General features: G+C 60.1%; 10 protein-coding genes. 1 reads left to right on the plus strand and 9 read right to left on the minus strand.

Annotation, left to right across the window (positions count from 1 at the left end; all coding sequences use genetic code 11):
• Positions 1-24: 24 nt before the first annotated feature.
• Positions 25-723: a CoA transferase subunit A gene (locus tag BLR69_RS01195; protein WP_058425579.1), complete on the minus strand. Its 699-nt coding sequence runs from the start codon at positions 721-723 to the stop codon at positions 25-27.
• Positions 724-856: 133 nt separating this feature from the next.
• Here BLR69_RS01195 and BLR69_RS01200 point away from each other — a divergent pair, with 133 nt between their 5' ends.
• Positions 857-1,762 (plus strand): LysR family transcriptional regulator, encoded by a 906-nt coding sequence (locus tag BLR69_RS01200; protein ID WP_071495093.1) that lies wholly within the window; start codon positions 857-859, stop codon positions 1,760-1,762.
• Positions 1,763-1,823: 61 nt separating this feature from the next.
• Here BLR69_RS01200 and BLR69_RS01205 read toward each other — a convergent pair whose 3' ends face one another.
• The 8 genes from BLR69_RS01205 to BLR69_RS01240 all read right to left on the minus strand — a co-directional run bounded on the left by BLR69_RS01205 (position 1,824) and on the right by BLR69_RS01240 (position 12,812).
• Positions 1,824-2,153: a hypothetical protein gene (locus BLR69_RS01205; RefSeq protein ID WP_071495092.1), complete on the minus strand. Its 330-nt coding sequence runs from the start codon at positions 2,151-2,153 to the stop codon at positions 1,824-1,826.
• Between the two features lie 478 nt (positions 2,154-2,631).
• Complete coding sequence (gene idi, locus BLR69_RS01210; protein ID WP_071495091.1) at positions 2,632-3,174, minus strand: isopentenyl-diphosphate Delta-isomerase; 543 nt, start codon at positions 3,172-3,174, stop codon at positions 2,632-2,634.
• A 40-nt stretch (positions 3,175-3,214) separates the two neighbouring features.
• On the minus strand, positions 3,215-4,009 hold the full coding sequence (locus BLR69_RS01215) for a class I SAM-dependent methyltransferase (RefSeq protein WP_071495090.1): 795 nt from the start codon (positions 4,007-4,009) through the stop codon (positions 3,215-3,217).
• Complete coding sequence (locus tag BLR69_RS01220; RefSeq protein WP_071495089.1) at positions 4,006-6,231, minus strand: cytochrome P450; 2,226 nt, start codon at positions 6,229-6,231, stop codon at positions 4,006-4,008. Before BLR69_RS01220 ends, BLR69_RS01215 begins: the two co-directional genes overlap by 4 nt.
• A gap of 413 nt (positions 6,232-6,644) precedes the next feature.
• Positions 6,645-7,085: a CBS domain-containing protein gene (locus BLR69_RS01225; RefSeq protein ID WP_058425576.1), complete on the minus strand. Its 441-nt coding sequence runs from the start codon at positions 7,083-7,085 to the stop codon at positions 6,645-6,647.
• A 131-nt stretch (positions 7,086-7,216) separates the two neighbouring features.
• Entirely contained in the window at positions 7,217-9,166 is a 1,950-nt protein-coding gene (locus BLR69_RS01230) for a DNA topoisomerase III (RefSeq protein WP_071495088.1), read from the minus strand.
• Positions 9,167-9,393: 227 nt separating this feature from the next.
• Positions 9,394-11,016, minus strand: a complete 1,623-nt coding sequence (locus BLR69_RS01235) for an MFS transporter (RefSeq protein ID WP_071495087.1) — start codon at positions 11,014-11,016, stop codon at positions 9,394-9,396.
• Positions 11,017-11,144: 128 nt separating this feature from the next.
• A complete protein-coding gene (locus BLR69_RS01240; RefSeq protein WP_071495086.1) occupies positions 11,145-12,812 on the minus strand; it encodes a GMC family oxidoreductase in 1,668 nt (555 codons plus the stop codon).
• Between the last annotated feature and the right edge of the window lie 2 nt (positions 12,813-12,814).

Here is a 12,814-nt window from a genome sequence, read left to right on the forward strand (position 1 = left end):
CTTATTGTTCGGGCTGGGGGCGGATTATTTGCGCACGGTGCGCTGTTCGATGCGCTTCTCGAACGTGCCGCAGATGATCCGGTCGACGTAGATGCCAGGGGTGTGGATCTGCGCCGGGTCCAGCTCGCCCGGTTCGACGATTTCTTCGACTTCGACCACCGTGATCTTGCCGGCGGTGGCGGCCAGCGGGTTGAAGTTCTGGGCGGTGTGGCGGTAGATGACGTTGCCGAAATGGTCGGCTTTCCAGCCTTTGACGATGGCGAAGTCGCCGGTGATGGACTCTTCCATCAGGTACGGGCGGCCGTTGAATTCGCGGGTTTCCTTGCCTTCGGCAACCGGGGTGCCAACGCCGGTGGCGGTGAAGAAGGCCGGGATGCCGGCGCCGCCTGCGCGCATTTTTTCTGCCAGGGTGCCTTGTGGCGTCAGCACCACTTCGATTTCACCGCTGAGCAGTTGCTTCTCGAACAGCGCGTTTTCACCGACGTAGGAGGCGATCACCTTGCTGATCTGTTTTTGCTCCAGCAGCACGCCCAGGCCAAAGCCGTCGACGCCGCAGTTGTTGGAAACCACGGTAAGGTCGCGGGTGCCTTTGCGCTTGATCTCGGCAATGAGGTTTTCCGGAATACCGCACAGGCCAAAACCACCGGAGAGTACGGTCATGCCGTCCTCCAGGCCCGCCAGTGCTTCCTCGTAGGACGCCACGCGTTTATCGAAACCTGCCATATGCACCTCTTTTATTGTTTGTGGGCCAGCCAATGACCCGAGTGTTGCTCCGTCGGATTGATTTGTTAAGTTGTTTTTTAAGGTTGATTGATTTAAAAAACAGCATAGTCGCCTGGCCATTTGGAGTTGCGTCATGACCGTTAAACAGATGCGTGCGTTTCTCGCCGTGGCCCAGAGCCTGAGTTTCGCCGCCGCCTGCGAGCGCCTGCATCTTTCCCAGTCGGCGCTGAGCCTGACCATCAAGGGCCTGGAAGAAGGCCTGGGCGGGCGGCTGTTCAGCCGTAACACACGCAATGTGGCGCTAACCCCCGAGGGTGAATCCCTGCTACCACTGGCACGCCGGCTCATTGCCGATTGGGACAACGCCGAAGACGAACTGCGCCAGCGCTTTACCCTGCAACGCGGGCGGGTCACGGTGGCGGCGATGCCGTCGTTCGCGGGCAACTTGCTGCCGCCGATCCTGAAGATATTCCGCGCGCGTTACCCTCAGGTGAACGTCACGGTGCACGACCTGATCAACGAACAGGTGCTGGAAATGGTGCGCGACCGCCAGGTGGAACTGGGCGTGGCGTTCGAGCCGTCAGACGGTTCGTCGCTGGCGTTCACGCCGTTGTACCTGGATCGCTTCATTGCCGTAGTGCCGGGAGATTCGCCGTTGGTTGAGCTTGATGAAATCGACTGGAAAACGCTGTTGGAGCAGCCGTTCATCACTTTGCAGCGCCCGTCCACGGTGCGGGTGATGCTGGAAGAGCACCTTGGCGCTCTACAGATGAAGCTGCCGGTAGCGCTGGAAAGCCATCAACTGGCGACCGTAGGCAAGATGGTGGCGATGGGGTTGGGTGTCAGTGCCGTCCCTGCATTGTGTGCGCGGCAGATGGAGGAGGCGGGGGCTCGTTGCATCACCTTGCGTGATCCGGTGATCGAACGACCGATTGGGGTGCTGACCAAACCCGGTCATGAACTCTCGGCGGCAGCGCAGGTGTTATTTGATATCTTTTGCGAGGAAGCGAAGAAGGGACGATTTCCCGCAGTGTTATAGCGCCGAAATTAAAAAGCCCGCTCGAACTAACGAGCGGGCTTAAATGTTTAATGCGCTGTTATCAGCAGTATCTATCAATCACCTTAACGTGCGATGGGTCCTTGAGGTTCTGCCATTCGGTATTAAGGGTGTGGAAGACCTGTTCGATAAAGTTGCGATCGGCGGCCGCCTTCTTGCCGACATAACCCTGGCCACGGCGGTACATTTTCAGGCGCGCCGCCAGCTCACGGTTATTGCGGTCAAACTCGGCTTCTTCGGTATGGGGCGCCAGGCAGTCAATTTGCACTTCGCCCGATTTACCAATCCACAGGATATGGTCGTCGAGTGTGTCTTTCTGCGCTGCGAACATCTCAGCCAATTCATCGATAGTTGGTTGGTTGTTCAGATTCATGTGTAAGCCCCTTGACCAGTTGGCGATCTATCAGTTGGTTCGTTAGTACTTCGTAAGTTGTCTCCGGTTGCGAAAACCGGGCGTCAGCGACTGTCTGCCGAATACGGGCAGGGTCTTGAACCTGATGCATGTAGTCTTGCTGATGAACTGCTACGCAATGCTTTCATAACGAAGACAAGCCGCGTTTGAGCGTCTTGTACCGAACCCTTCGGGCCGGTCAGCTTCATCAATCTGCCTTGTGGGCAGTGCACATCCGGAAAAAACAGCTCGGCGGTCAGACGAGCTTGTTCAAAACGCTTGTTGCCAACGCTCCCGATCCGGGAGACGTCTCGATAATGCAAGGACAAAATGTTTACGTCAACGGTTATGTAGTGATTATTTTTGCTCACTACATAAATGGCCGTGGGGGCGGGAGAATGTGGGAAAACGTGACTTGGGCGTCATTTTTCGGCGTGGTGGGTCGTTGAGCTTGCCCTAATCATTCCTGCACTGTGGGTATGTCGAACGAAGGGTGTTCCGATAGGAGGTGACGCCACTCCATTTTGAACCAGGGCGTGAATTGCGCTTGCGACTCTGACAGCCGGGCTGAGATTTCGGCGCGAGTCCACCATTTGATCTCGCTGACTTCTTCTGCCGCCGGGCTGACCACCGCGTCGGACTGAGCAACCAGTACATGACAAAACTCGTGCTCCGCTCCGATCGAACCAAAGCGAGCATGATATTCAAAACTGTACAGAAAGCGGCACGAGGCAGAGATTCCGAGCTCTTCACGCAGACGACGAGATGCGGCGTCCGTAACCGTCTCGCCGGGTGCCGGGTGGCTGCAGCAGGCATTCGACCAGAAACCTGGCCAAAGCATTTTACCGGCAGCACGACGTTGAAGTAGATGACGCCCGGCGCTGTCGATCAGATGGACCGAAAAGGCGCGATGAAGCTGACCCGCCCCCAGGTGCGCGGCACGTTTGTCACACACACCGACTTGCACGTCCTGTGCGTCAACTAATACTACATGATCGATCATTTTGAGTTTCCTCCGGTGCAATGCACGGCGCTCTGCCGTTCTACCCACGTTCAGGGGCTTGTCCCCAGGCGCTGACAAATGTCAATGCGGTGTCGGTGAATGTTGGGTCGGCACGCAGGTGCGTCATGGCCTCCAGGTCATCCTGGGTGAGTAACCCGAGTTTCAGCAGTGCCGGCCCAGCCTGTACGGTGGTTGAGGCCCAGAATGTATCGGCGGGGCTGTTGTCTCCGATTCGGCCTTCATAGAGGCGATACCCTACGTTGGAGAGTCCCCTGTCACGCAATCGGGCAGGGAGCGTGTCGGCCCAAAGCATGTCGGAACCAATGGACTTTGTCAGAAGTGTGATTCCGGCTTGGGCGACCTTTCGGAACAATGGGTGCGAGGTTTTCAAGCTCGGCTGCAGGCTTACGTCTTCGATTACCAACCATCCACCAGGGCGAAGCCAGGTGATGGCGCGCTTCAATATGTCTTCCCGTTGGGGGAGGTGGCACAGGAGCGCCCTGGCGTGTACCACATCAAAAGAGGCCATAGGAAAGTCATCGGTGACGGCATTATGGGTGAGCACCTTTATGCCGGGTATATCGGTGAGGAATCGGGTATCGATATCGGTTGCCGTGACTGTCGCGTCAGGGTATCGCTGGGTCAGCCAGCCAGTGAGCGACCCCGCACCGGCGCCGAGATCGAGGATGTCAGGCTTGCACGGAAGGTTGAGCTGGTCGAAAACCGTTTGGCTCTGTGGGTCAAAGGCGCATTCAAGCGTGCGCAGGCGTGCCAATTGGCCGGCGTGCTGATCGCCGAGATAGCTATCGGTGTAGCCGGGGGCGGCAGTGGTCATAGAACGACCTCCAGTCGGTCGGGGCAGCGGTTCAGGAAGCCGTGTTCCGAGGGCTGGAACCCTGGCGCCCAGCGCACGTCTGGAAAGGTCTGTAGCAGCATGCGAGCGCCGATCGTGATTTCCATCCGCGCCAGCATGGATCCCAGGCAGAAGTGACGTCCTGCGCCGAACGCAAAATGATTTGTTGCCTGATCGGTACGCGACAAGCTGAAGGTCTCCGGGTCGGTGTATTGAGCCGGATCGCGGTTGGCCGAACCGATCAGGCACGCCAGGGTCGCACCAGAGGGAATCGTTCCCGACGGCAGTTGCAGCGCCTCGCGGGCCTCGCGGAGTACGAGTTGCAAAGGAGGGTTTCGTCGCAAGGTTTCGGTGAGCGCAGTGTCCATCAAGTCGGGATCAGCCATCACGGCGTCTTTGACGCCGGGTTCGCTCAGCAGGTTGACAATGAGATTCGCCAGGGCGCCGTGACTGGTCTCGCTACCAGCAGTCATCAGAATTGCGCAGTAAGCCCGGACGAAGCTTTCAGGCAATGGTTGCCCTTCAATCTCTGCCGCCAGGAGATGCGAGATCAAATCATCTGCAGGTTTAGCGCGGCGGGCATCGATGTGTGGCTGGATGAAATCGTAGAAACTGTCTCGGTTGGATAACCCCCCGGTCAACAGTGCTGGGTCCTGTCGGTAGTTGCCCATGTAAGCGAAGCCGATCGCGCACCAGCGCTTTAGCCGTGCCACCTCCTCGCAGGTGTCAGCCGGTAGACCCAGCGCGTGAGCCATCACCCGCACCGGCAGTGCTGCGGTGAAGTCGGCGATGAGGTCTACCTGGGCCCGGCCATGCATGCGTGCCAGCAGGTCAGTGGTGACCGAGATGATGGATACCTCAAGCGCGGCAAGGGCTTGATTGCGAAACGATGGGCTGAGCAGGGCACGGTGCTGAGCGTGTTCACAGCCGTCCATCGCCACGAGAGTGTGCCCCAGCAGCGGCCCAATCTGCCAGGCGTAGTTATTGTTGCTGGCTTGCGGATGCGTCAGTGCGGCTTTGACATCCACATACCGGCTGACCAGCCATACGTCCGTGGGCTCGTCGTAGGTGATCGGCAGAGTGGTACGTAAACGTTCATACAAAGGATAGGGGTCGATTTCGAACTGTCTGGATTTCAGTGTTGGTGGCGTGAGTGTCAGGTCCACTGTCCGGTTGCCCTGAGTTGTAGTGCCGGTGGTGTGCAGGTGGTAGCGAGAAACGGTCTGGTGCCAGTCACCCGCTGCCCGGACAACATGTCGCAGCCGGTCCGGCTCGGTTGCGGCGGATGGCAGGTGATTGGCTGGCCGAGTGGCGACAGCCGTGAACGCCGCGACCGCGTTGACCACCATCTGATGTGCAGATTCGATCGCGGCAGGCCATTCCATGCCAGCGGTGTCCGCCAGTATCGATACCAGGTTGAAGTGCTCACCACACACCACATCTTTGGCAATCGAATGGATATCGTTCGTCCAGGCAATGATATCGGCACTGTGTTCGCGCAGTGTGTCCCACCATTCGACGTCCGCTGAATGCTGGTATGGGTCGAGCGTTTCGGCGGCATCTATCAGATCAAAAAAGAACAGTGCGCCGAACGAATCTCGGCGCAATGGCAGATATTCGGCCAGCGTGAGCACCGTGTCGGTTTCGCGCATTCGCACCAGCCTTACCTGGGCGCGCAGATGTCGGATCAGGTGCCGTGCAAGCCGTTGCCGCCAACCGTCGTTACCCCAGTGTCTGGTTCGCGGCCACAGATCGTTGGCCAGGACAGTCAGCATCGGATCATCAAAACGGCTCATTTCACTGAAGGGATGCGTGCCATCGTTCTCGGTCACTGCCTGCACTGCGGTGACGAACCGCTCCAATGCACCGTTTTCCGCCCAGGGCCCGTCATCAATCCGATCATCCAGCGTGAGCGCCCACAGATACCAGCACACCAGCGTCTCGGCTCGGTGTGTGGGGGCTTGTCCGCACAACGCCATCCCCAATTCGAGCAGCGGCGTGGTGCTTAACCGATGCGCACCGCGTCGACCGATCAAGCCATGTTGCTGTGCCCAAGCGAGAGCATGAGCCTTCAACTGATCGTTGTCGGAACGTGGCGGCGGATCGGCAAAAGGCAGCCGAATCTCTGGAAGGATCAGTGAGGTCGGAGGTGAATGACGGCCGTGGCGGACACGGGGGCCACCTTCGAGGTGTACCGTTTGCATGGTGCTCTACCTTGAATCAAGTTTTTATAAGGAACATTTGACGTCAGCACCCGAGCGGTTCCGTTTTCTGCAAAATGGAAGGCTTGGAGGGTGTTTCTGAGCAATTGGAGCGGTCAGTGCGCGTTTGGGGGGATCGTTCATTGGCGGGGGGTGTAAGGCGTTCGAGATTGAGCCATGGCCTGGAGTATCAGCCATAGAACGTACCTGTGTTGTATATGCAAAAAACTCCATTGTTTGGCCAACCCGGCTATTCAGACCGGCTGACTTTACTGAAGGACGAAACGCTTAAATGTAGGAGTTAACTGTGGTCAGCACAGGAAACGCCTCGCATAACGGGCATAAAACGCAACCCCGGAGCTTTCGGTATGTATACCGCATGTGCCACCTTGTTGCGGCACATGCCTTCGCGGTCTCTACTCGCCGCGAATGTACTGCTCCAGCTGCTTGATCAGGTCAGCCTGGTCGGCAATGGCTTCCTTGACTAGGTCGCCAATGGACAGCAGGCCCAGTAGCTTGCCGTCTTCGACCACGGGCAGGTGGCGCAGGTGGCTGTCGGTCATGATGTTCATGCACTCATCGACCTTTTTGTGGGTGTCGACGGTGATAACCGGAGAACTCATCACCTCATGGACCTTGGTGGTGACCGACGACAGGCCCTTGAGCATGATCTTACGGGCGTAATCGCGCTCGCTGATGATCCCGACCACCACGCCATCCTGGACCACCGGCAAGGCCCCGACGTTTTTTTCCGACATCCGGACCAGTGCTTCAAACACAGTGTGGTCATGTTTGATGACATGGACTTCCTGGTTTTTCTGGTCCTTGGCTTTGAGCACTTCTGCAACGGTTTTCATGGCGGCCACTCCGGTGTTGTTGTTGGTTAGTCAGGGTCCCACTACAGAATCCTAGACCGGCCACCGCGCTGCAAGGTCCAAAGCGGCGCTAAACCCGTCGAAAAACGTCATTCACCGGTTTTTTTCGGTGTTTACCCCGCATTTGTCGGTTTTTTGGCCCGCTTGGGGCTGGCTGCCGTCTTGCGTGGTGCGCTTTTGCGTTTCTTTTTCCATGGCGTGGCACCTCGGCCTGCCGGGCTGGCGGGACCGGTGATGGTCATGCGCATGCCATTGCAGCGGGCGACCTGCTTGCTCATCCAGGCCGCCTGTTTGGCGACGAAGTCTTCCAGGCTCATTTCGCCGCTTTGCACCATGTCCAGGGCCTGCTCCCAGATGGCGGTGGTGCCTGGGTCGGCGATGGCCCGGGGCACGGCGTCGATCAGGCTGAATGCCGCCGGAGTGGCTGATAGCGCCTTGCCGTTCTTCACCAGGTAACCACGGTCCAGCAGCCCCTGGATGATGCCGGCGCGGGTGGCTTCGGTGCCGATGCCGGTGGTGTCCTTGAGCTTTTGCTTGAGCAGCGGGTCTTCGACCAGCTTGGCGACATTCTTCATCGCCTTGATCAGGTCACCTTCGGTAAAGGGTTTGAGCGGTTGGGTCCACAGGTCCTTGAGGTTGACCTTGGCCACTGCATAGTCCTGGCCTTGCACCAATGGCGGCAGCGCTTGCGGAGCCGGTGCTTCACGTCCCTTGGCCGGCGCCAGGGCTTCGGGCAGGGCGCGTTTCCAGCCCGGTTCGATGACCACTTTGCCCACCGCGCGCAATGCCTGGCCCGCACAGTCGAAATCCGCCTGGGTGCGATCGTACTCATGGTTGGGCAGGAACTGCGCCAGGTAGCGCGCGCGAATCAGGGTGTAGACCGCCCGGTGCTTGCCAGTGAGTTGTCCCACATCCTTGCCGGCGCCGGTAGGGATGATGCCGTGGTGGGCACTGACCTTGGCGTCGTTCCACGCCCGCGAGCGTCGCTGGGCATCGATATGTGGCATCAGCTCGTTCACCGTGGTATCCGCACGCCCCAACGCAGCCAGGATCTTCGGCGCGTCAGGGTGCTGGCTCATTGGTAGATAGCCGCAATCACTGCGCGGGTAGGTGATGACTTTATGGGTTTCATACAGCGACTGGGCGATATCCAGGGTTTCCTGGGCGCCGAGGCCGAGCTTCCTGGAACAGATTTCCTGCAGGGTGCCCAGGTCGAAGGGCAGGGGCGCCACTTCGCGGATGCGCTCAGTGCGCAGCTTCACCAGCCGGGCGGTGGCGGCGTTGGTCATGGCGTCGGCCGCATCCCGCGCCAACTGCGGGTTGAGGCAGCGACCCTGGTCGTCACAGGCGTCCTCGGCCGCGCGCCATTGGGCGGTGAACGTCATGCCCTCGTGGCGCAGGTCGACATCGATGGCCCAGTAAGCCACCGGCACAAAGTCGGCGATGCTGCGATCGCGGTCCACCACCAGGCGCAGGGTTGGCGTTTGCACTCGGCCTACGGGCAACACGCCCTGGTAACCGGATTGGCGCCCGAGCAAGGTGAACAGGCGGCTCATGTTCATGCCAATCAGCCAGTCGGCGCGGGAGCGACCCAGGGCCGAGTGATACAGGCTGAAGGTCTCCGCGCCCGGTTTTAGCGCCCCGAGGGCCTTGCGGATCGAGGCATCATCCAGCGCCGACAGCCACAGCCGCTGGATCGGCCCACGGTACCGGCAATGCTCCACCAGTTCGCGGGCGATCATCTCGCCTTCACGGTCGGCGTCGGTGGCGATCACCAGCTCCTGGGCTTCCCCCAGCAGGCGCTTGACCGCCTTGAACTGGCTGGCGGTCTTGGGCTTGACGCGCATCTTCCATTTTTCCGGGACGATGGGCAGGTCGGCCAGTACCCAGCGCTTGTACTTTTCGTCGTAGGCATCCGGCGGGGCGGTTTCCAGTAGGTGGCCGATGCACCAGGTGACCGTGACCCCATTGCCCAGCCAGCACCCGTCGCCACGGCGGCTGGCGCCGAGCACGGCCGCGATGTCCTTGGCCTGGGAGGGTTTTTCACAGAGGTACAGCCGCATGGTCGTCACATCAGATCGGGTTGATGCTGTGCAGGATGCTCAGTCAGCGCGCATTGATCAACCATTATCTGTATGGATGTACAGCAATTTATGTAGGCGCCTGAAGGCACAGGTGGGAGGGGGCTTGCCCCCGATTGCAGAGTGTCAGTCAAAAATCCTCGACTGATACACCGCTATCGGGGGCAAGCCCCCTCCCACAGGGGATCTTCTGTGCTCAGGAGATCGGATTAGTTGTTATCGATATCCACGTGACGGGTCTCTTTAAGGCACACCATCCCCACGATCAAACTCACCCCGGTCACCACCACCGGGTACCACAGGCCGTAGAAGATATCGCCTGTGTACACCACCAGGGCAAACGACACGGTCGGCAGGAACCCGCCAAACCAGCCATTGCCGATGTGGTAGGGCAAGGACATCGAGGTGTAGCGGATACGCGTCGGGAACAGCTCCACCATCAACGCCGCCAGCGGGCCGTAGCACATTGCGGCGATCAGGATCAGCGCCACGATCAGCACCACCACCATGGTCTTGTTGACCTGGGCCACATCCGCCGAAGACGGGTAGCCGGCCAGGGTCACCGCGCCACGCAGGGCTTTTTCGTCAAAACCGTCGATACGCACTTCGCCCACGCTCACCTGCACCGGGCTGCCGGCGGGTGCGGCGGCGCTGCTGTAAGGCAGGCCTTGCTTGACCAGGAAGGTCTTGACCTTGTCGCACGGGCTGTCAAATTTCGCCTTGCCCACCGGGTCGAACTGGAAGGTGCAGGTGGCCGGGTCGGCCATCACGGTGATCGGCGCCTGGTTGCTCGCCTGGTCCATCGCCGGGTTGGTGTAGTGCGCCAGGCTCTTGAAGATCGGGAAGTACAGCACGGTGGCCAGCAGCAGGCCGAGCATCAGCACCGGCTTGCGCCCGACCTTGTCCGACAGCCAGCCGAAGAAGATGAAGAATGGTGCGCCGATCACCACGCTGATGATCAACAGCATGTTGGCCAGGGCCGGGTCCATTTTCAGGAATTGCGTGAGGAAGAACAGCACATAGAACTGCGCTGCGTAGAAGGTCACTGCTTGCCCGCCGTTGATGCTGAACAAGGCGATCAGCACCACCTTGAGGTTTTCCCATTTGCCGAAGGACTCGCGGATCGGCGATTTGCTGGCCTTGCCTTCCTCTTTCATCTTCAGGAACGCGGGCGACTCGTGCAGGCTCATGCGGATCCAGGTGGAAATGCCCAGCAGCACGATGGAGAACAGGAACGGAATGCGCCAGCCCCACACTTCGAACTGGTCACCGGTGAAGTAACGGCAGGCCAGCACCACCAGCAGCGACAGCAGCAGGCCGATGGTCGCGGTGGATTGAATCCAACTGGTGTGGAAGCCGCGTTTGCCGGCCGGTGCGTGCTCGGCCACGTAGGTTGCCGCGCCGCCGTATTCGCCACCCAGCGCCAGGCCTTGCAGCATGCGCAGCACGATCAGGATGATCGGCGCGGCGATACCGATGCTGGCATAGGTCGGCAGCAAGCCGACACAGAAGGTCGCCACGCCCATCAGAATGATGGTCACCAAAAAGGTGTACTTGCGCCCGATCATGTCGCCCAACCGGCCAAACACCAGCGCACCGAAGGGGCGCACCACAAAGCCGGCGGCAAAGGCCATCAAGGCGAAGATGAAGGCCGTAGTGTCGTTGACCCCGGCGAAGAACTGCTTGCTGATCACCGCCGCCAGGGCGCCGTAGAGGAAAAAGTCATACCACTCGAACACCGTCCCCAGGGACGAGGCGAAGATGACCTTCTTTGAGTCGTTGCTGGTGCTCGCGTCGATTGACGAGCCCAGGGGTTGAGCATGTTCTGACATCGGGTAGCCCTCACAGTGATTATTTATTGTTGTTCCACTGTCGGCGCCAGGTTCGGCGCCGCTATTTCTCAATTCCTTTGTAGGCGCGAGGCGGGCGGCAAGCCCTTGCTCGCAAAAATCGTCAACGATTACGCGGGAAACCCGGATGACTGCGGCGCCTTTGCGTTTTTCGCGAGCAAGCTCGCTCCTACAGTAGTCGGCGAAAGGATCAGCTGCGCGGCCTTCTCCGCGATCATCAGCGTAGGTGAACAGGTATTGCCGGACGTAATACGCGGCATGATCGACGCATCGGCGATGCGTAAACCTGGCACGCCGTGCACCCGCAGTTGGGCGTCGACCACCGCGTCTTTATCGTTGCCCATGCGGCAGGTGCCGACCGGGTGGAAGATCGTCGTACCGATGCGCGCGGCGGCTTCGTGCAATTGCTCTTCGGTTTGCAGCGAATCGCCCGGCAGATACTCCACCGGTTTGAACTGGCTCAGGGCGGGTGCGGCGACGATGCGACGGGTCAGGCGGATGGCGTCGGCGGCCACGCGCAGGTCTTGCGGATGGCTGAGGTAGTTGGGGCGGATCAGCGGTGCGTCCGCCGGGTTGGCCGAACGGATGTCGATGCGCCCGCGACTTTGCGGGCGCAAGTCGCAGACCGACGCGGTAAACGCCGGGAAGGGATGTAGTGGCTCGCCAAAGCGTTCAAGCGACAACGGCTGCACGTGGTATTCCAGGTTGGCCGAGGTCTGTTCCGGACCCGAGCGTGCAAACGCACCCAGTTGGCTGGGCGCCATCGACAACGGGCCGCTGCGGTCGTACAGGTAGCGCAGGCCCATGCCCATCTTGCCCCACAGGGTGCCAGCGATCTGGTTGAGGGTGCGGGCGTTTTCCAGTTTGTAGATCAGCCGCAGTTGCAGGTGGTCCTGGAGGTTGCCGCCGACGCCGGGCAGCTCGTGCAATACATTGATGCCCAACGGTTTGAGCACATTCGAAGGGCCAATTCCCGAGCGTTGCAGGATGCCCGGCGAACCGACGGAACCGGCGCACAGCACAATCTCCTGGCGCGCTTTCCAACTCATTTGCTGGCCCTGCTGACGCCCGACCACTTGGGAGGCACGGCCGTTTTCCAGCAGCACGCGGTCTACTTCCACTTCGGTCAGCACGGTGAGGTTGGGCCGTTGGCGCACAGGCTTGAGAAACGCCTTGGCCGCGTTCCAGCGCACCCCGGCCTTCTGGTTGACCTGAAAGTAGCCGCAGCCTTCGTTATCGCCCTGGTTGAAATCGTTGATGTTGGCGATGCCGCTCTGCGCCGCCGCATCGCGGAACGCATCGAGGATCGGCCAGTGCAGGCGCTGTTGCTCGACCCGCCATTCACCGCCGTCGCTGTGAAATTCCGAGCCGCCGGCAAAGTGGTTTTCGCTCTGCTTGAACAGCGGCAACACGTCCTTCCACGCCCAACCTTCATTCCCCGCAGCGGCCCAGCCGTCGTAATCCTGGGCCTGGCCACGCATGTAGATCATGCCGTTGATGGACGAGCAGCCGCCCAGCACCTTGCCCCGTGGATAACTCAGTGCACGGCCTTGCAGGCTTTCCTGGGCTTCGGTCTTGAAGCACCAGTCGGTGCGTGGGTTGCCGATGCAGAACAGGTAGCCGACGGGGATGTGGATCCAGGGGTAGTTGTCGCGGCCACCGGCTTCGAGCAGCAGCACGCGGTGGGCGGGGTTGGCGGACAGTCGATTGGCCAGCAGGCAGCCCGCGGGGCCGGCGCCTACGACGATGTAATCGTATTCAGCAGTTGCAATGGGCATCT

This window comes from Pseudomonas azotoformans (assembly GCF_900103345.1).
GTDB classification, from domain to species: domain Bacteria; phylum Pseudomonadota; class Gammaproteobacteria; order Pseudomonadales; family Pseudomonadaceae; genus Aquipseudomonas; species Aquipseudomonas azotoformans.

Excerpts from the sequence above, each read along its gene's own strand:
- BLR69_RS01205 (WP_071495092.1), bottom strand. The coding sequence starts at position 2,153 with ATGAATCTGAACAACCAACCAACTATCGATGAATTGGCTGAGATGTTC.
- BLR69_RS01215 (WP_071495090.1), bottom strand. The coding sequence starts at position 4,009 with ATGACCACTGCCGCCCCCGGCTACACCGATAGCTATCTCGGCGATCAG.
- idi (WP_071495091.1), bottom strand. The coding sequence starts at position 3,174 with ATGATCGATCATGTAGTATTAGTTGACGCACAGGACGTGCAAGTCGGT.
- BLR69_RS01195 (WP_058425579.1), bottom strand. The coding sequence starts at position 723 with ATGGCAGGTTTCGATAAACGCGTGGCGTCCTACGAGGAAGCACTGGCG.
- BLR69_RS01235 (WP_071495087.1), bottom strand. The coding sequence starts at position 11,016 with ATGTCAGAACATGCTCAACCCCTGGGCTCGTCAATCGACGCGAGCACC.
- BLR69_RS01240 (WP_071495086.1), bottom strand. The coding sequence starts at position 12,812 with ATGCCCATTGCAACTGCTGAATACGATTACATCGTCGTAGGCGCCGGC.
- BLR69_RS01230 (WP_071495088.1), bottom strand. The coding sequence starts at position 9,166 with ATGCGGCTGTACCTCTGTGAAAAACCCTCCCAGGCCAAGGACATCGCG.
- BLR69_RS01220 (WP_071495089.1), bottom strand. The coding sequence starts at position 6,231 with ATGCAAACGGTACACCTCGAAGGTGGCCCCCGTGTCCGCCACGGCCGT.
- BLR69_RS01225 (WP_058425576.1), bottom strand. The coding sequence starts at position 7,085 with ATGAAAACCGTTGCAGAAGTGCTCAAAGCCAAGGACCAGAAAAACCAG.
- BLR69_RS01200 (WP_071495093.1), top strand. The coding sequence starts at position 857 with ATGACCGTTAAACAGATGCGTGCGTTTCTCGCCGTGGCCCAGAGCCTG.